Raw genomic sequence first — 17401 nt, 5'->3', positions numbered from 1 at the left:
GACGTCTTCGAGCGGTTCTTCTCGCATTTCGATACGGCACCGACGGAGTTCTACGACCTCGAAGCGCTCGATCCCCACTACCGCGTCTTCTTTAAGGACGGCGACAGCATCGCAGTGACCTCAGACCGCGACGAGATGCGCGACGTGTTCGAAGCGTACGAACCCGGCGCCGGCGAGGCGCTCGATGCGTATCTCGACACGTCCGAGACCCACTACGAGGTGGCGATGGAGAATTTCGTCTACACCGACCGCCCGCGCCTGCGTGACTGGGTTGACCTCGACGTGATGCGCGCCGCACCCATCGGCCTCCAGTTGCTCGGCACGATGGACGACTACGTGGCCGACTACTTCGAGCATCCCAAGCTCAAGCAGATCATGCAGTACTCACTCGTGTTCCTCGGCGGCGCGCCGAACAACACCCCTGCCATCTACAACATGATGAGCCACGTCGATTTCAACCTCGGCGTCCACTACCCGGAGAACGGCCTCCGGTCGGTCGTCGACGCCTGCGTGGAGCTGGGCGATTCCCTCGGCGTCGACTACGTCACCGACGCTGAAGTGTCCGAAATCATCAACCGCAAGGACGGCTTCACCGTGGAATCGGCTGCCGGCGATTTCGACGCCGACTTCGTCGTCAGCGACGCCGACTACGCCCACACCGAGCAGGAACTCCTGCCGGAACACGAACGCCAGTACGACGAGGAATACTGGGCGTCTCGCACGTACGCACCCTCCGCGTTCCTGCTGTATCTCGGCGTTGAAGGCGATGTCGAGCCGCTCGAACACCACACGCTCGTCCTCCCGACCGATTGGGAGAACCACTTCGAGCAGATCTTCGACGACCCGGCCTGGCCCGAAGACCCGGCCTACTACCTCTGCGTGCCGTCGAAAACCGACGACAGCGTGGCGCCGGAGGGGCACTCGAACCTCTTTGCGCTCGTGCCCATCGCGCCCGGTCTCGACGATACCGAGGAGACCCGAACGTGGTACCGCGACCTCGTCCTCGACGACATCGCGGAGAACACCGGCGTCGAACTCCACGACCGCATCGTCTTCGAGGAGCTGTTCTCCGTCTCGGAGTTCGCCGACCGCTACAACAGCACGAAAGGCACGGCACTCGGGATGGCACACACGCTCCGACAGACCGCGCTGCTTCGCCCGCCGCACCGCTCCGATGCCTGCCCCGGCCTCTACTTCACGGGGTCGTACACGACGCCCGGCATCGGCGTCCCGATGTGTCTCATCAGCGGCCAACACACCGCTGACGCACTGCTCGACGACGCCCGATGACCGATCCCGTCCTCGACCGTGCACTGCCGAGCGAGGAGACGCCGACGGGCTACGTTATCCGGATGTCCCGGCCGCGCTTCTGGTTCTACCTCGCTGGCCCGGTCATCGTCGGCGTCGCCTACGCCGCCACATCGACCGCGGAACTGTTCGCGCCGCTTACGGTGGCGCTTTTCGCGTACTTTCTCCTCCCTGCGAACGTGTTCCTTTACGGTGTTAACGACGTGTTCGACGCCGACGTCGACGCTGAGAACCCGAAGAAAGACGAGCGAGAGGTACGCTATCAGGGCGGCCGACTCGTCCCTGCACTCGTCGCCGTCTCGGGAGTGCTCGGCCTCGCGTTCCTCCCGTTCCTGCCGCCCGCTGGCGTCGTCGGGATGGTCGCGTTCCTCTTGCTGTCCGTGGAGTACAGCGCGCCGCCGCTGCGGTTCAAGACGACGCCGTTCCTTGACTCCCTCTCGAACGGCCTGTACATCTTGCCGGGCGTCGTCGCCTACTCGGCCCTCGCGGGGACGGCACCACCGCTTTTCGCCATCGCCGGCGCCTGGCTGTGGGCGATGGGGATGCACACGTTCTCCGCCATCCCCGATATCGAACCGGACAGGGAAGCGGGCATTCAGACGACTGCGACCGTCCTCGGTGAATCCCGAACCTACGGCTACTGTGCGCTCTGCTGGGTGGCGGCGGCGGCCGTCTTCGCACTCGTGCATCCGTTCTTCGGCGCTCTGCTCGCCGTCTATCCGGTGTTCGTCACCACTATCGCTCTCGCGGACGTGGACGTGGCTCGGGCCTACTGGTGGTTCCCCGCACTCAATACCGCTGTCGGGATGGTGTTCACTCTCGCCGCTTTGTGGGTGATGCTGTATGGCTAGCGTCGACCTGCCGGCCCGCGCTCGGGTCGAGCGCCGACTCGACGACCTCGTCACCGAGAACCGCTTTACCATCGCTGTCGTCTTCCCCACGCTCGGCGCCATCACGCTTCTGGCTTCGGCGGAGGGGCTTCTGCCCGACCCGCTCAGTTTCAACCCCTACTTCATCCTGTTCGGCATCGCCGTGATGCGGCTGCCGCTCATCGCTGGCGTCGCCCCCCTCGTCACCCGCAAGGCGACCGCCGGCCTCGGCGCACTCGGGGCGTACACGTACGGCATCGAGTTCATCGGTGTGTTGACCGGCTATCCGTACGGCGTGTTCGAGTACGGTATCGACCTCGGGCCGATGGTCGCGGGCGCGGTTCCAGCGGCCCTACCGCTGTTCTTCCTCCCCTTGGTGATGAACGCGTATCTGCTCTGTCTGTTGGTGCTCGGCGAGGCCGCACGCCGCACTGTGATTCGGGTGCCCGCCGTCATCGTAGCCGTCGTCGGGATGGATTTCGTGCTCGACCCCGCTGCCGTCGCGGTCGGCTTCTGGACGTACGAGGCCGGCGGCGCCTACTACGGCGTTCCGTGGCTCAACTACGCCGGCTGGATTCTGTCGGCGACCGTCGCCGTGCTCGTGCTCGATGCCGCCTTCGACCGAGAGCGGCTTCTCTCCCGGCTTGAGGCCTGCGGATTCATGCTCGACGATATGGTCAGCTTCGTCATCCTCTGGGGCGTCATCAACGTCTACTTCGGCAACTGGATTCCGGCGGTGCTCTCCGTCGGCTACGGCGCTGCACTCTGGAGAATCGACCGCTTCGACTTCCCGTCGCGTTAACGGGTCGGTGCCGGTTCGTTCGGCGGGTGTTCGGTACGGTGGTCACCAGCCACCGGGACGGCACTGACCGTCGCGAAGACGGCTTCGGGTTCGTCCGTCCACAGCCAGTGCCACCGTGTTCGCGCCACGAGCGCGATTTTCCGCAGCGTCCCGAGCGACGGCGTCTCGGAGACAGTGTCGTACCCCCGCTCCCGGATGAGTCGGTGGTGGTCGGCGTACAGCACCGCGGCGGTCAGCACGGACAACTGGCAGTCCCGGGGGAGGTATTTGATGCCAGCAACCCCGTCCCGATACAGCTGTTCTGCACGCCGGAGTTCCTGTTCGATTGCGGCGCCGGTCTCGTCGGTGTATTCGAGCGATTCGATATCCTCGATGTCGGCATTGTGCGCCTCCAGCGTCTCACGGGGGAGATAGATGCGGTCGCGGTCGACGACGTCCTCGCGGATATCCCGGAGGAAGTTCGACAGCTGGAACGCCTCACCCAGCTTCCGGGCGGCCGGCAGCGCCGCCTCCATCTCGTCGGTCTCCATGATGTAGGTCATCATCACGCCGACGGCGGCCGCCGACCCGCGCATGTACGACTCCAGTTCCTCGTAGCTCTCGTAGCGGGATTTCTCTATATCGGTCGCCATCGCGTCGATGAAGATTTCGACTTCCTCGTCGGGGATGCCGTAGGCCGACCGCACCTCGGAGAACGCCGACAGGACGGGGTCGTCGGTCGGCTCACGGCCGAGGGCCGCTGCTTCGATTTCCTCTAACCGCTGTCGCTGTTCGGCCGGCGACCGACCGTCCGGGTTGTCGACGACCTCGTCTGCGACCCGGAAGAACGCATACAGGACGTACGTCGAATGGCGAACCCGTTCGGGGAGCAGCCGGGTAGCGAAATAGAACGTCTTCCCGGTTTTTCGGTGGATGGACTTGCTCTCCGCGAGCTGGATGTCATCGACCATCAATTGGCTCGTTATGACGGCCGGATACACCTTAGGTGTTTGTGAGTCGGAAGGCGTTGTCAGGCCCGCTATCGGCTGATTCCGGCAACCTATCGGGTGTATACGAGCTTATTTTAGGGGGGAAGAATCGAGTAACCGTCGCGGTGGTCAGGCGATCTGGGCTTCGTACTCCTCCGGCGAAAGCAGCGCGTCGAGGTCGCTCTCGTCTTCGAGTTCGACCTCGAGCATCCAGCCGTCCTCGAAGGGCGCCTCGTTGACGAGCTCGGGCGCGTCGAACAGCGCTTCGTTGATGGCGACGACCTCGCCCGAAACGGGCGAGTAGAGGTCGGAAACGGCTTTGATGGATTCGATGACGCCGAACTCCCCGTTCTGCTCGATGGCGTCGCCGACCGCCGGCAACTCGACGAACACCACGTCACCGAGTTCGTCCTGCGCGAAATCCGTGATACCGACGCGAACAGTGCCGTCCTCCTGTCGCGCCCACTCGTGTGATTCCAGATACCGACAGTCGTCCGGTACGTCGAAGTCCATAGCTGTGATATCTGTGGTCGGGCTTGTAGTGGTTTCTACTCCGAGTGTTTGGCTGGGGGGCGACTGTCTGTGTCCGTCGCCCCGACTCACTCCCGCTCGTAGAACGGCAGCGACTCGACTTCGGCGTGTTTCTCGCGGCCCCGAACTAGCACGTCAAGTTCGGTTCCGGGGTCGGTGTATGCGACGGGCACGTATCCGAGGCCGATTGCGTCGCCGAGAGTCGGGCTCATTGTTCCGCTCGTGACTGTGCCGACCACGTCGCCATCGACGGCGATATCGTATCCGTGGCGGGCGATGCCGCGTTCCTGGAGTCGGAACCCGACCAGTTTCTCGTCGACGCCCGTCTCCCTCGCGCGTTCGAGTGCATCCCAGCCGACGAAATCGGTATCGAGGTCGACGACGAACCCGATGTCCGCCTCGTAGGGGTTCCGCGCATTCTCCTCAATGTCGAAATCCTGCCCCGAGAGGAGGAAGCCGGCCTCCAGGCGGAGCGTGTCGCGGGCGCCGAGGCCACAGGGCTGGCACGCAAGCGTCGACCAGACGGCCTCGGAGTCGTCGGCGTCGAAGAGCAGTTCGACGCCATCCTCGCCGGTGTAGCCGGTGCGGGCGACGAGACATTCGACGCCCGCGATGTCGCGGTATTCCGCGGTGAACCGTGAGATATCGCCCGGCGCTTCGCAGTGGTCGCCCAGGAGCGAGAGGGCGTCGGGGCCCTGCAGGGCGACCATTCCGTACGCCGTGGTCACGTTGTCCACAGCGGCGTCGAGTCCCCACTCCTCGGCGTGGTCGACCCAGCGGTCGTACATCCCCTCGTCGTGGCCAGCGTTTGGAATGAAGAGGTAGCCGTCCTCCGGGAGCCGATACACGACCGTATCATCGAGCATATCGCCGCGTTCGTCGGTGATGGCCGAATACTGCGCGTCACCCGGGTCGAGCGCGGCCACGTCGTTGGTCGTGAGCCGGTTCAGCAGTTCCGTCGCATCGGGGCCGTACACCTCGATCTGGCCCATGTGCGAGACGTCGAACTTCCCGACCGCCGTTCGGACGGCTTCGTGTTCCTCGCGGATGGAATCGAATTCGACGGGCATCTCCCAACCGCCGAACTCGGTGAGTTTCGCGCCGGCGTCGGCGTGGACATCGGCCAGCGGCGGCGTTCGCAGAGACATATCCGACGCGTCGATGCGAGGGGAGTAAGTAGTTCGGGAGTCCGTCGGACCAACACCGCTTTAGTCGAGCCGGGTGGAGTCTCGGTATGGGACTCCTCGACAGGCTTCGCGGCGGAACGACCCGCGTCGGCATCTTCGTCGATGGGCCGAACGTCTTCCGCGCGGAGTTCGACGTCGACCTCGATGACCTCCGGGCGCTCGCGCGGGAGGAGGGCACTGTCGCGGTCGCCCGCGTCTACGTCGACGAGAACGCGAGCGGCGGCCTCATCCAGGCCGCCGAGGCGCGCGGCTTCGAGGTCGTGACGACGAGCGGCGATGTCGACGTGAAACTCGCCGTCGACGCGGTCGAGACGGCCGTCGCCGAACAGATCGACACCATCATCGTCGTCTCCCGGGATACGGATTTCAAGCCCGTCCTCGAAACCGCCGCGAAGCGCGGCCTCAGGACGGTCGCGGTCGCCCCCGGCACACACGGCCGCTCCGATGCGCTGCGGAACGCCGCCCACGACGAAGTCACGCTGGAGTGAGGCGCCCGAACCGGCCTTCTCGACGATAGCGCACCGCTTTTGGACGCGCCGGTCGAACCCGCGTGTATGTACGACGGCCCGATTCTCGACAATCACCTCCATCTCGACCCGGTCAACGGACGCGGTGCCGAGGCCGCCGAGGAGTTCGCCAACGTCGGCGGAACGCATCTGAACGTGCTGAACAAACCCTCCTGGCATCTCGTCGGTGACGTCGACGGGGCCGACGACTTCCGTGAGACGTTCGATCTCACCACCGGCGAAACCGAGGAGGCCGACGCCATCGTTCCCGGGCGGGCCTGGCCCGTGCTTGGCGTCCACCCGGCGCTCGTCTCCCAGCTCATCGACCGCGGCTACGACCCCGATGAGGCGGCCGACCTCATGAAAACCGGCATCGACGTGGCGGCCGAATACGTCGCCGAGGGGCCCGCTTTGGCGATCAAATCCGGCCGTCCGCACTACGACGTAAGCGACGACGTGTGGGACGCCTCGAACGAGGTGATGCGACACGCCTTCGCCCGCGGCGCGGAGGTCGGCTGTGCCGTCCAGCTCCACACCGAAGGCGGCGAGGAGTTCCGCGAGGTTATCGAGTGGGCCGAAGCCGAGGGACTGCCCCGCGAGCAGGTCGTCAAACACTACTCGAACGGCCACATCGAGGGCCCGATTCCGAGCGTCATCGCGGACAAGGACGAACTCGAACGCGCCTGCGACGGTGATTGGCCGTTCTTCATGGAGACGGATTTCATCGATGACCCTGATCGACCGGGCGCGGTGTTCGGCCCGAAAACGGTACCGAACCGCACGAAGTGGCTCGCCGAGAAGGGATACGAGGCGCCGCTGTACCGCGCCCACGTCGAAACGCCCGCCCGCGTCTACGGAGTGGACACGGAAGCGACACTCGAGTAACCCGGTTACACTGCCGTAACATTCTTTTTATATCCAATCGTGGGTGGGGATATGTCGACGAACGTAGATACCGACGACCTGCCGCTCGTTCCGGGTGCCGTCGCGGGAATCGCTGCGTGGATACTCGGCTACGTGTTCACGTACCTGCTCGCGGGGAGCGACCTCCGGAACTCGGGGCTCAATCGGTTCATCGAGGCGTTCGAGGGTGACCCCGCGACCTACGAACTCGTCGGTTGGGTGTTCTACAACGCCCATTTCGTCGATATCGTCTACACTGGTGGCATCGGTGCGTCGGTGCTTCCCGCGAACTACATCGGCGGCGAAGACGGCTTCACGGCGCTTCTGTACGTCCTCCCGCCCGCGTTACTCGTCGGAGCTGGACTCGCCATCGGCCGGTCGCAAGGCGTCACCGAGACGAACGATGGCGCAATCGCCGGCGCGCTCGCCGCTATCGGCTACCTCGTACTGTCCATTGTCGGCGTCTTCCTCTTCGAGATATCCGCGGGCGGGACGACCGGCAACCCTGACCTCGTTCCGGCCATCCTCCTCGCTGGCCTCGTCTTCCCCGTCGTGTTCGGTGCCATCGGCGGCGTTATCGCGGCCAACACGGCCGAAGAGGAGCCTGCCCTCCGAGAGACCTCATAACTCGCGGGCGATGATTTCGCCCCACGGCTCGAAGCCGTGCCGCTCGTAGAAGGCGTAGGCGCGCTCGTTGTCCGGGTCGACGTCGAGAAGCAGCCTATCGAGTGGGAGCTGCTGGTCACGCGCCAGCACGATGGCGGCATCGATGAGGGCGTCCGCGACGCCCGTGCCGCGATATTCCGGCGCGACGTAGAGTTCGTTGATGACGGCCGCATCCCAGAGGAACGAGAGCCGTTCCGGCAGGACGAACACGTAGCCGACGGTCTCTCCGTCCGCTTCGGCAAGCGTCACACACCGTGGCTCGTCGGCGACACAGCGGTCGACCCACTCCAGCCACCGGTCGCGGTACGCATCGGTCAGTTTCGATTCGTACTTCGCCGCCTTCTCGTCGTCGCCCGTGCCGCTTCCGAGGCCGGTTTCGAAGGCCGTTTTGTGTTCCCACAGCGCCTCTCGGTCGACCGCGGCGTCGGCGTCGTAGGGGCGAACCTCGTGTGACTCACTCATCGTTCGGTTCCGAACGCGGCGACGACTGTAACTGCTTTGCGACGAGCGTGAACGCGCCCGCGACGATGAGGTACAGTTGCCACCCCTGCACGGCGATGGGCGCCCGGCGGTCGACCTGCTGGGGCTCGGGGGCGGACGAGGGGTCGACCGGACTCGATACGTGGGTATTCTTCGTCGTCCCGCCTTGCCCAGCGTCGATGGACTGTTGGCCAGTCTCGGGATTGGTTGCGACCTCGATGAACGTCTGGACGAACCCATCGGCCGTCGAGAGGTACATCTCACCCTCGATACGGAAGAAGCGGTCGGAGAGCGGGTAGAACACGTTGATTCCATCGAGATGTGCCCAATCGAGCGCGAGGTGGGCGAAGACGTGCACGAAGAGCCCGACCCACAGGACACGGACGCCGTCGGGGCCGATTCGTTCCCGAAGCCACGATTCCTCCCCAGTGGTGTCCCAGTAGAGAACGACTCCGACGGCGGCCGCGAGGACGAGGCTATGGAAAAGCGCTCGATGGGCGCCGTCGAGCACCCACCCAGCCAACGTGTCGGTCTCCGGGAACAGCAGGATGAGGAGGATGAGCCCCAGCGCGCGCCGGTCGTAGTACTTCCCGAGCAGACCGACCGCGATGAGAAACGCCACCGAGACGTGGACGACTGTCGAGGGCATCAGACGTCACCTCGTTCGATCAGATACTTGGCGGGCACGGCGGCTACAGCCGTTACCACGAGCACGAACTGCCAGCCTGAATCGACGATGCGGATGTTCCGTTCCACGCCCGCCGGATTGCCGGTACCGGGCGTCGGGTTGATCCAGGTGTTGACGTGGTGTGTCTCGGTCGTCCCCGGCGAGGCAACCTTCAGCCAGCCGTCGGCAACCTCGATGTACGTCTGGATGACTCCCTCCTGTGTCGAGAGGATGAACCGCCCGACGATGGAGTAGTAGCGGTCGGACACCGGGTAGAGCGCGGCGGCGCTTTCGATGTTGAACAGGTCGAGGCCAATGCCAGCAACGGCGTAAGCGGCGATGGCAACCCAGGCCACGCGGACGCCGTACCAGCCGTACCGACGCCGGAGCCACGAATCGGCCCGGTGTTCGGTGTCGTAGTAGAGCAGCGCCGCGGCGATAGCAGGTATGAAAAGCGTATGCAGAGCGGCGTTCGTCGCGCCGGGCACGACGAGGCTGATGACGGCGTCGAGGTCGGGAATCCCGGCGACGGCCGCGACGATGGCGATGGAGTGTCGGTCGAAGGCCGCCCCGAGCAGGGCGACACCGAGGAGGATGCCGACAGCCACATTGACGAGAGTCGGCGGCATTACCGTGATGCAACGCCCGAGCGGGCATAAGTTCGCGGGCGAGGGGGCGAGTGCGACCTGACGAAGGCACGCTTATACCCTCGGGTGTGTTTCTGTCGGGCATGCGCGACCCGCGTGCGGAACTCGCCGAGCGCATCGCCGGCGAGGTGACGCTTTCCGACGACCCCGGCGCGACCCTCCGGAAGTGGCGCGAGGAGTTCGACGTCGCCCAGACGACGCTCGCCGATGAACTCGACGTGTCGGCGTCGGTCATCTCCGATTACGAAAGCGGGCGCCGTGAGAACCCCGGTATCCAAGTCGTCCGGCGCGTCGTCGAGGGCCTTCTGGATGTCGACGAGCGCCGCGGCGGCGACCGCGTCCGCCAGCACGCCCGCGTCATCTCCGCGGGCTTCGACAAGGAGGTCGTCTACGACCTTCGGGAGTATTCGGCGACGGCCCCGCTTTCGCGGTTCTACCAGACCATCGATGCCGAGACGGTCGTTCCCGGCCAGGCCGACACCATCGCGGGACACACCGTCATCAACAGCGTCGAAGCCATCAAACGCCTCTCCAGCGAGGAGTTCTACCGGCTCTACGGCCAGTCGACGAACCGGGCGCTCGTCTTCACGAACGTCACGCGCGGGGAATCACCGCTTGTCGCACTCCGGGTCGTCACCCCGACGCCGTCTGCGGTCGTGCTGCACGGCATCGAGCGCGACGACCTCTGGGAACACGCGCCGGCGCTGGCCCGCGCCGACGGCGTCTCGCTTGCGACGACGACGAAACCGCTCGATTCGCTGCTCGATGCGCTTCGGGACTTCCCCTGAGACGGATTGTTGTACCAAATTACCAGCGAGCGGCCGGGACGGCTCGGCGTTTGCCGGGGAACGACTACAACAATCCGTATGAGGCGACGAGTGCCGTGTTTCTGCTGGTAACCGAACCCTGAACAGCCTCAAAACCACCGGCAGGTAGTGTGGCATCGATTTTGGTACTAAAGTATCTACGCTATCACCACAGTAAACGTCTTTATTTCTCGGAGAAAGTTTTACGGTGCCGGATAGATATGCATATCCGTACGATGAACGTCGACCGTGTTCGGACGGCGGTGGCACTGCACGTGACCGGCACGCTGTCAGAGGCCGAGGCGGCTCGGCGGGCCGGCATCTCCAGAGCCCGACTCCGCCACTACGCCCGAACCTGCGGAACGGTCGTCGCGGCGCCGTCGGCAGACGCGCCAGAAGAGCCCCCTTCGGAAGTTTAATCGAGCAGTCGCGACAGCTCGGCGGCCGTTTCGGCCTCCAGGCCCCGAACCGTGTCGACGATTTTCGTCCGGCGCTCCGGGTCGTACCGTGAGTCGGCCAGCGCGTGGAACTTCTCTTCGACGTCGCCCCACGACTCCGGCGTGGCCGGATGCCCCGTGAACCACTGTCGGGCCCCTTCGTGTACCGATCCGTCGACGCAGGTCACGATGACGCGGGCTGGCACTTCGCCGTTCTCCGCACGCTCGTCCAGTTCCGCCACGGCGTGCAGTTCGACGGCGTCAGCGACCGGCTCGAGGTCGGCCCGGTCGCCCGGGTGGACGGCTACGTCGCGGTCGACGAGGGCGGCTGCGAGCGCCATCGAATCGATTTCGGGCACTGCGTCGGCGAACGTCTCGACGCTGACGGTGTCGATTTCGGCCGGATCGAGCGCGGCATCGCCCGAGAGGTCGATAGCGGCTTCGATAGCCGGCTGGGCGTAGGGGTGGGCGTCGTACGGCCGGAACGCGGCGTCGGTGACCCGCTCGCAGCCGGGATCTAAATCCACGTCGAACGGGCCGACGATATCCTGCCAGCTGTCGGGGCTTTCGACCGACTCCGGGCCGACGACGCCGCCCTCTGCGAGCAGGCAGGCGTACACTGCCGAGAGCGCGGCCGTGCCGACCGCCAGCGGGGCGTGTTCCTCGTCGCCGACGGCGAGTGTGGCTCTGCTGGCCGCCAGGCCGATGGCGCTCGCGAGCTGTTCCTCGTCGAGCTCCATCGTGCGGCCAGCACCGGCGGCGGCCGCAATGGCAGAGTGGGTGGCTGGATGGAAATCGTCGATTGGCGCGTTCCAGGCCAGTTCGCCGTGAATCTCGTAGGCGACAGCTAACCCAGCGAGGACGGCCTCGCCGGGGACGCTTCGGGCCTCGGCGGCAGCGAGGATAGCGGCCGCCGGCCCGTGTGCCGACCCGAACGTCGGTGCGAGGAAAACGGCGCCGTTACCGACTTCGACGAGGGCGCCGTTGTACAGCGCCGCGTCGGGCGGCGCCGCGCTGAGGTCTGACCCCCACAGCCGGCTTCGGCCGGTGACGTTCTGGGTGGTGACGGTGCGGCGAATCGCGTCGGTCGGCCCCTCGCCGATACTACCTATGCCGATGCCGACGGCGTCCAGAATCCGGCGTTTCGCCGCCTCCCGTATCTCCGTCGGGAGACGGTCGTAGGTCACGTCCGTGGCGAACGCCGCGAGCTCCGCTGTCGAGGGCATGGGGTTGAATAACACTGCAGATGCGGAAAAACGTTCGGTGACGGCGCGGCGATATGGGGTCAGGGCCGCGTTGTCGCCCATACCGCCAGGATGCCGAGGAGTATCGCGGGCACCATCGGCAGCGCCAGGTAGGTGTCCCAGAACGTCAGCCCGAGCATGGGCCCGACGTGCGGATACAGGAAGATGATCCCCGGGATGACGAGGAAGGCAAGGAAGATGGCGCCCACGAGCGCCCACCCACGGTAGTCGAACTCCCGGTCGGCCTCGTCGGGATGGACGGTCACCTCGTCGTCCGGCGTGGTCTGTCGGCTCTCCGAGTCGTCGGCGTCGTCGAGCGCCTCTGCGTCACCCGAGTAGCTATCACTCATACTCGGCGGCGTCGTACTCGCTGTCGGGCACGACAACGACGGAGCCGAATCCCTCGCGGGATTCGAGCATCTCCTGGGCGCGGACGGCCTCGCTCATCGGCAGCACCTCGCGGACGTACGGTTCGAGGGTGCCATCGAACACCTTCGCCATGACCTCGTCCATCTCGCCGGGGGTGCCCATGGTCGACCCGAGGATGTCGAGCTGTTTCCAGAACACATTCGGGATGTTCGTCTCCGGCGTGACGCCGGAGGTGGCCCCGCAGGTGACGACCGTTCCGCCACGGGCGGCGACGGACAGGGAGTTGTCCCACGTCGCCTCGCCGATGTGATCGACCACGACGTCGACGCCGCGGCCGTCCGTCTGCTCTTTGATGACATCGGCGAAGTCCTCCTCCTCGTAGTTGACGAGGTGGTCGGCGCCGCAGTCACGAGCGTGGTCGAGTTTCTCCTCGGAGGAGGCCGTCGCCCACACCTCACAGCCCTCGTTCGCGGCGATCTGGACGCAGGCGTGGCCGACGCCGCCGGAGGCGCCGAGCACGAGCACGCTGTCGGATTGTTTGATTTCGGCGCGCGTGATGAGCATCCGCCAGGCCGTCTGGAAGACGAGCGGCGCGGAGGCCGCGGTGACGAAATCGATGTCCTCGGGGAGTTCAATGAGGTTGTCCTCCGGGACAGCGGCGAGTTCGCTGTGGACGCCGCGGACGTGTTCGCCCATCATCTTGTAATCGACACAGAGGGACTGCTCACCCTTCCGGCAGAACTCACACTGGCCACAGTAGCGGCCGGGGTCGACGACGACGCGGTCGCCCTCCTTGAACCGGGTAACGCGCTCACCGACCTCGCTGACGACGCCGGCGCCGTCGCTGCCCTGAATGTGCGGCAGTTCTTCGGGGCTCGGCATCCCGCGCCGCGTCCAGACATCGAGGTGGTTCAGGCCGCCCGCCTTGATGTCGACGAGCACTTCGTCGGCCTCGATCTCCGGGTCGGGGAAGCCGCCGTACTCCAGTACGTCGGCCGAACCGTGTTCCTCGTAAAATATTGCCTGCATATCCCGCCTTCCGCACGCGGGGTGCAAAACAGTAGCGGAGGAAGCAAACCTGTTGACACGGCACCGTCCGGTGGGCTTTACCCGGCGGCCATCGGAAGGAGGGCCATGAGCAAGCACGGCGAGGATACGGACGATGGGGAGCACAGCCACGGACACGAAGAGCACAGCCACGACCACCACCAGCACGACCTCGAATCGCTGGGATTCGCGGTTCTGACGGTCTCTTCCTCACGGAGCATCGACGAAGACGCTGCCGGCGACGCCATCGTCGAAGCCGTGGAATCGGCCGGTCACGAGGTCACGGTTCGCGAACTCGTCCCGGACACGTACGACCGCGTGCAGGACACCGTTAATCGCTTCGTCAACCGCGAGGACACCGACTGCATTGTCACGACTGGCGGCACCGGCGTCACGCCCGACGACGTCACCATCGAGGCGGTCGAGCCACTCTTCGACAAGCATCTGCCGGGGTTCGGCGAGCTGTTCCGACGACTCTCCTACGACGAAATCAGCACGAAAGTCGTCGGCACGCGCGCTGCGGCCGGCGTTGCCAACGGTGTGCCGGTTTTCTGCCTGCCCGGCAGCGAGAGCGCGGTTCGGCTCGGCATCGAAGATATCGTCCTCGAGGAGGCGCCACACCTCGCCGGGTTGGCTCGCCGGGATGAAAGCGAAGCCGACGAAGAAGACGAAACCGACGCGGAGTAGCTACGGCAGGGGGCAGAGACTCGCCGTCAGCAGTGCCCGCTCGTCGCTTTCGTTTCGCGCGCCGTGTTCGACGCCGCGAGGGTTGTGGACGACCGCGGGCGCCTGGAGCGTCTCCTCGGTGTCGCCCTGTGTGACGACGACCTCTCCCGCAAGCAGGTGGAACACGTTCGTACAGTCGTCGTGGACGTGCGGGTCGAAGGCGCTGTCCGGCCCGAGCGCGAACAGTTTCACGAGCACGTCGTCTTCGACGACCAGTTCGGCGGTCTCGACGGCACCAGTCGCCGGGTCGATATCCGGCAGTTCGTTCAGGGACATGTCCACTCCTCCGGTGGCCACCGTCATAGAACCCACTCTCACGCAGCCAACCCGAGGCATTCAAGTACGCGGCAGGGTACCGGTACAGTATGAAGAGCCACGCGCGATCCGCCAAGAAACGCACTGGTGGGCGACGTCGCCCGGTTCGCAAGAAGCGCAAACACGAGATGGGGTCGGCCCCGACGGAGACCCGACTCGGTGACGCGAAGCTGAAGATCGTCGAAACCCACGGTGGGAACACGAAGGTTCGCGCCATCGCACAATCCGTCGCCAACGTCGCCACCGACGACGGCGTCGTGAGCGCGGACATCGAGGACGTTGCCGAGAACCCCTCGAACCCCAACTACGTCCGACGAAACATCATCACGAAGGGCGCCATCATCGAGACGAGCGACGGTCGCGCACGCGTCACCTCCCGCCCCGGTCAGGACGGGCAGGTCAACGCGGTGCTCCTCGACGAATAACTGGACTCCCGAATCGGTTTTTCTTCTTCACGCCGCCAGCGTCAGCCCCGTAGCATACGGATTGTTGTAGTCGTTTCCCGGCAAACGCCGAGCCGTCCCGGCCGCTCGCCGGTAATTTGGTACAACAATCCGTCTCAGTCGTCGTCGAAATCACGACGCATCGCGATCTCGAACCACGGACAGAGCCGCAGTTGGCGGTACCATTTCGGATGCTCGTGGAGGCGCTCGTAGGGCACCCACATCAGTCCCGCAACCTCCTCCTCGTCGGGCTCCATCGAGAGGTCATCCAGCGTACACTGTAGCACCGAACAGACCTCCCATTCGAGCCCATCGTTCATGTAGTAGCGTTTGTACTCGAATTTGTCCGTCACGCGGAGGTCGCTGTATTGGGAGGGCTCGATTCCGAGTTCCTCTTCGAGCCGCTGGCGAGTGGCCTCCATCTGGGTCTGTCCATCGACGGGGTGGGATGCGACCGTCCCGTCCCAGTGGGTGTCCCACAGGCGCTTGTTCGGCGCACGCTGTGCGAGCAACACGTTCCCGTTCCCGTCGAAGACGAGCGCCGTGAACGCACGATGCCGGATACCGTCGCCGGTGTGGGCGTCGAGCCGATTGACGAGTCGCTGCTCGTTGTCGTCTTCATCCACCGCGATGACGTCCTGGAGGGCGTTTTCGTGCCCCTCGGAAGCCTCCTCCGCCGCGCTCGACCCGGCCGGGTCGATGTCGTCCGTGCTCATGGCTCGGAAAAGGCGTGTCGCTGTTAAGGACTCTTCGACTCCTCGCCGGCTATCCTAGCTTCTCGTCCAAGATGAGCCGTGTCTTCGTGGAGACGACCTCATCGAGTTCCCGCGCACGCGTGATGAGGTCGTTCAGCGTGCCCGTGTCGGTCGTATCGACGACGACGACGATGTCCTCCTCGCCGGAGACCTGCCAGACGAAATCGACCTCCATCCATTCGGCCATCCGCTCGGATATCTCGCCGGTGTCGACATCGACGGCAACGCCGATCTCGACCATCGCTTTGACGTTCCCCGTTCGCGTAGCGACGGTAAACCGCTCGATGACCCCCTCATCGAGGAGCCGCTCGACGCGGTTACGAACCGTTCCCTCGGAGGTTCCGATGCGGTCGGCGATCTCCGTATACGGCGTCCGCGAGTCTCGGCGGAGGATAGCGAGGATCTGGCGGTCGAGGTCGTCCATCGAGATAGATATCTTTTCGCCCGGCCCACTTACCGATTACGAAATTCGTAACAAATCTTCGAACACAAGCGTTATTGGGGGGTGCGACATACGCATCTCGTAATGACGGATGCCTACGTGGCGCTGGAAAACGGCCAGGTCGTAACAGCTCGCGCTCGTGCGCCCGGTCGCACTCGCGGCGAACTGGTGTTCACGACCGCTTACACCGGCTACGAGGAATCGCTCACCGACCCGAGCTACGAGGAGCAGGTGCTCACCTTCTCGTACCCTCTCATCGGCAACTACGGCGTCCGAGCGGAACGCTTCGAATCCGACCGCGTTCACCCACGCGGCGTCGTCGCTCGCGAGCTCACCGAAGATGTCGCCGAGTGGCTCACCGAGGAGGGCGTCCCCGCGGTCGACCACCTCGACACTCGTGACCTCGTGACCAGTATCCGAGAGCAGGGGGCGATGAAATGCGGCATCGCTGTTGGCCCCGACGCGACCCCCGAGGATGCGAAAGCCGAACTCGCCGAGTGTAAGGGCATGAGCGAGCACACCGATATCGGCGCGCAGGTCTCGGTCGATGAGAACCTCACGCACAACCCCGACGGCGATGGCCCGACGGTCGCTCTCATCGACTGTGGTGCGAAAGGTTCTATCATCTCCTCGCTTGTCGAACGGGACGCGACGGTCGAAATCCTCCCGTACGACGCGACGGTCGCCGATGTCGACGCCGTCGATCCCGACATCATCTTCATCTCGAACGGCCCCGGCGACCCGAAGAACTTCGAGGAAGCCGCGGCCCTCGTCGAGGAGTACGTCGGCGAAACCCCGCTTGCGGGCATCTGTCTCGGCCAGCAGGTCATCGCCGAGGCGCTCGGCGGCGAAACCGAGAAGATGGAGTTCGGCCACCGCGGTGTCAACCAGCCTGTCCAGGATCTCCGCAGCGGCAAGGTCGTCATGACGACCCAGAACCACGGCTACACGGTCGCCGAGCCCGGTGACCTCGACGTGACACAAATCAACGTCAACGACGACACCCCAGAAGGCCTCGAAAGCGACGAACTGGATGTCATCACCCGCCAGTACCACCCCGAAGCGAACCCCGGTCCCCACGACACGCTCGATTTCTTCGACGATGTCGTCGAACTGATCGAGACGGCACCGGCGGCGAACGCTGACTAACACCCACTTTTTGCACGAGAACACGGGTCGAGCGCGAAGCGCTCGACACCGGTTCTCGGCAAAAACTTGGGGAAAATATGCGCGCCTCCCTCCAGCCGCGGGGGGGCCCGCGCCCCGGGGCGCGGGGGGCGCGG

General features: G+C 65.1%; 23 protein-coding genes. 11 read left to right on the top strand and 12 right to left on the bottom strand.

Annotation, left to right across the window (positions count from 1 at the left end; translation table 11 throughout):
- The 3 genes from ACI8UR_RS10110 to cruF form a co-directional block, all read left to right on the top strand.
- A partial coding sequence (locus ACI8UR_RS10110; RefSeq protein ID WP_415087833.1) for a phytoene desaturase family protein occupies positions 1-1290 on the top strand: 1290 nt, incomplete at its 5' end.
- Positions 1287-2159 carry a prenyltransferase gene (locus tag ACI8UR_RS10105; protein ID WP_415087832.1) on the top strand — a complete coding sequence of 291 codons (873 nt, stop codon included), beginning with the start codon at positions 1287-1289 and terminating at the stop codon, positions 2157-2159. The genes ACI8UR_RS10110 and ACI8UR_RS10105, both read left to right, overlap by 4 nt.
- Positions 2152-2979, top strand: a complete 828-nt coding sequence (gene cruF, locus ACI8UR_RS10100) for a bisanhydrobacterioruberin hydratase (protein ID WP_415087831.1) — start codon at positions 2152-2154, stop codon at positions 2977-2979. The genes ACI8UR_RS10105 and cruF overlap by 8 nt, the downstream gene beginning before the upstream one ends.
- On the opposite strand, the gene ACI8UR_RS10095 is transcribed toward cruF, so the two are convergent.
- The 3 genes from ACI8UR_RS10095 to gcvT form a co-directional block, all read right to left on the bottom strand.
- Positions 2976-3929, bottom strand: coding sequence for a phytoene/squalene synthase family protein (locus tag ACI8UR_RS10095; protein ID WP_415087830.1), 954 nt, complete (start codon positions 3927-3929; stop codon positions 2976-2978). The genes cruF and ACI8UR_RS10095 overlap by 4 nt on opposite strands.
- Positions 3930-4076: 147 nt before the next feature.
- A complete protein-coding gene (gene gcvH, locus ACI8UR_RS10090; RefSeq protein ID WP_411716177.1) occupies positions 4077-4460 on the bottom strand; it encodes a glycine cleavage system protein GcvH in 384 nt (127 codons plus the stop codon).
- Positions 4461-4546: 86 nt separating this feature from the next.
- Positions 4547-5626 (bottom strand): glycine cleavage system aminomethyltransferase GcvT, encoded by a 1080-nt coding sequence (gcvT, locus tag ACI8UR_RS10085; protein ID WP_415087829.1) that lies wholly within the window; start codon positions 5624-5626, stop codon positions 4547-4549.
- Positions 5627-5712: 86 nt separating this feature from the next.
- On the opposite strand from gcvT, the gene ACI8UR_RS10080 reads away from it, so the two are divergent.
- The 3 genes from ACI8UR_RS10080 (at position 5713) to ACI8UR_RS10070 (ending at position 7701) form a co-directional block, all read left to right on the top strand.
- Positions 5713-6153: an NYN domain-containing protein gene (locus tag ACI8UR_RS10080; RefSeq protein ID WP_411715185.1), complete on the top strand. Its 441-nt coding sequence runs from the start codon at positions 5713-5715 to the stop codon at positions 6151-6153.
- Positions 6154-6219: 66 nt separating this feature from the next.
- A complete protein-coding gene (locus ACI8UR_RS10075) occupies positions 6220-7056 on the top strand; it encodes a TatD family hydrolase (protein ID WP_415087828.1) in 837 nt (278 codons plus the stop codon).
- A 51-nt stretch (positions 7057-7107) separates the two neighbouring features.
- Positions 7108-7701 carry a hypothetical protein gene (locus ACI8UR_RS10070; protein ID WP_411715183.1) on the top strand — a complete coding sequence of 198 codons (594 nt, stop codon included), beginning with the start codon at positions 7108-7110 and terminating at the stop codon, positions 7699-7701.
- Here ACI8UR_RS10070 and ACI8UR_RS10065 read toward each other — a convergent pair.
- From ACI8UR_RS10065 to ACI8UR_RS10055, 3 genes are read right to left on the bottom strand one after another with little or no spacing between them, the layout of a single operon-like run.
- Positions 7696-8202 carry an N-acetyltransferase family protein gene (locus ACI8UR_RS10065; RefSeq protein WP_411715182.1) on the bottom strand — a complete coding sequence of 169 codons (507 nt, stop codon included), beginning with the start codon at positions 8200-8202 and terminating at the stop codon, positions 7696-7698. The genes ACI8UR_RS10070 and ACI8UR_RS10065 overlap by 6 nt on opposite strands.
- Entirely contained in the window at positions 8195-8869 is a 675-nt protein-coding gene (locus ACI8UR_RS10060; protein ID WP_411715181.1) for a metal-dependent hydrolase, read from the bottom strand. Before ACI8UR_RS10060 ends, ACI8UR_RS10065 begins: the two co-directional genes overlap by 8 nt.
- Entirely contained in the window at positions 8869-9516 is a 648-nt protein-coding gene (locus ACI8UR_RS10055; protein WP_411715180.1) for a hypothetical protein, read from the bottom strand. Before ACI8UR_RS10055 ends, ACI8UR_RS10060 begins: the two co-directional genes overlap by 1 nt.
- 101 nt (positions 9517-9617) lie before the next feature.
- Here ACI8UR_RS10055 and ACI8UR_RS10050 point away from each other — a divergent pair, with 101 nt between their 5' ends.
- Both ACI8UR_RS10050 and ACI8UR_RS10045 read left to right on the top strand, forming a co-directional pair.
- Positions 9618-10322 carry a helix-turn-helix domain-containing protein gene (locus ACI8UR_RS10050; protein WP_411715179.1) on the top strand — a complete coding sequence of 235 codons (705 nt, stop codon included), beginning with the start codon at positions 9618-9620 and terminating at the stop codon, positions 10320-10322.
- A gap of 254 nt (positions 10323-10576) precedes the next feature.
- On the top strand, positions 10577-10759 hold the full coding sequence (locus ACI8UR_RS10045; RefSeq protein ID WP_411715178.1) for a hypothetical protein: 183 nt from the start codon (positions 10577-10579) through the stop codon (positions 10757-10759).
- Here the strand turns inward: ACI8UR_RS10045 and ACI8UR_RS10040 are convergent.
- From ACI8UR_RS10040 to ACI8UR_RS10030, 3 genes are read right to left on the bottom strand one after another with little or no spacing between them, the layout of a single operon-like run.
- The gene (locus ACI8UR_RS10040; RefSeq protein ID WP_411715177.1) at positions 10756-12003 is read right to left on the bottom strand and encodes an MmgE/PrpD family protein; all 1248 of its coding nucleotides are present in this window, start codon (positions 12001-12003) and stop codon (positions 10756-10758) included. The genes ACI8UR_RS10045 and ACI8UR_RS10040 overlap by 4 nt on opposite strands.
- Before the next feature lie 59 nt (positions 12004-12062).
- Complete coding sequence (locus ACI8UR_RS10035; RefSeq protein WP_411715176.1) at positions 12063-12371, bottom strand: hypothetical protein; 309 nt, start codon at positions 12369-12371, stop codon at positions 12063-12065.
- A complete protein-coding gene (locus ACI8UR_RS10030) occupies positions 12364-13419 on the bottom strand; it encodes a zinc-binding dehydrogenase (protein ID WP_411715175.1) in 1056 nt (351 codons plus the stop codon). Before ACI8UR_RS10030 ends, ACI8UR_RS10035 begins: the two co-directional genes overlap by 8 nt.
- A 105-nt stretch (positions 13420-13524) precedes the next feature.
- Between ACI8UR_RS10030 and ACI8UR_RS10025 the strand changes: the two genes are divergently transcribed.
- On the top strand, positions 13525-14124 hold the full coding sequence (locus ACI8UR_RS10025) for a molybdenum cofactor biosynthesis protein B (protein ID WP_411715174.1): 600 nt from the start codon (positions 13525-13527) through the stop codon (positions 14122-14124).
- Here the strand turns inward: ACI8UR_RS10025 and ACI8UR_RS10020 are convergent, their stop codons facing one another.
- Positions 14125-14439 carry a cupin domain-containing protein gene (locus tag ACI8UR_RS10020; RefSeq protein ID WP_411715173.1) on the bottom strand — a complete coding sequence of 105 codons (315 nt, stop codon included), beginning with the start codon at positions 14437-14439 and terminating at the stop codon, positions 14125-14127.
- An 89-nt stretch (positions 14440-14528) separates the two neighbouring features.
- Here ACI8UR_RS10020 and ACI8UR_RS10015 point away from each other — a divergent pair, with 89 nt between their 5' ends.
- Positions 14529-14903, top strand: coding sequence for a 30S ribosomal protein S8e (locus tag ACI8UR_RS10015; RefSeq protein WP_411715172.1), 375 nt, complete (start codon positions 14529-14531; stop codon positions 14901-14903).
- Positions 14904-15037: 134 nt separating this feature from the next.
- Here the strand turns inward: ACI8UR_RS10015 and ACI8UR_RS10010 are convergent, their stop codons facing one another.
- Positions 15038-15637 carry an NUDIX hydrolase gene (locus ACI8UR_RS10010; protein WP_411715171.1) on the bottom strand — a complete coding sequence of 200 codons (600 nt, stop codon included), beginning with the start codon at positions 15635-15637 and terminating at the stop codon, positions 15038-15040.
- Between the two features lie 49 nt (positions 15638-15686).
- Complete coding sequence (locus tag ACI8UR_RS10005; protein WP_411715170.1) at positions 15687-16100, bottom strand: Lrp/AsnC family transcriptional regulator; 414 nt, start codon at positions 16098-16100, stop codon at positions 15687-15689.
- Positions 16101-16202: 102 nt separating this feature from the next.
- Between ACI8UR_RS10005 and carA the strand changes: the two genes are divergently transcribed.
- On the top strand, positions 16203-17267 hold the full coding sequence (gene carA / locus ACI8UR_RS10000) for a glutamine-hydrolyzing carbamoyl-phosphate synthase small subunit (RefSeq protein WP_411715169.1): 1065 nt from the start codon (positions 16203-16205) through the stop codon (positions 17265-17267).
- Positions 17268-17401: the final 134 nt, after the last annotated feature.

Source organism: Natronomonas sp. (genome assembly GCF_047616845.1).
Taxonomy (GTDB): Archaea; Halobacteriota; Halobacteria; order Halobacteriales; family Haloarculaceae; genus Natronomonas.
This window is presented reverse-complemented; position numbering and strand designations above follow the sequence as displayed.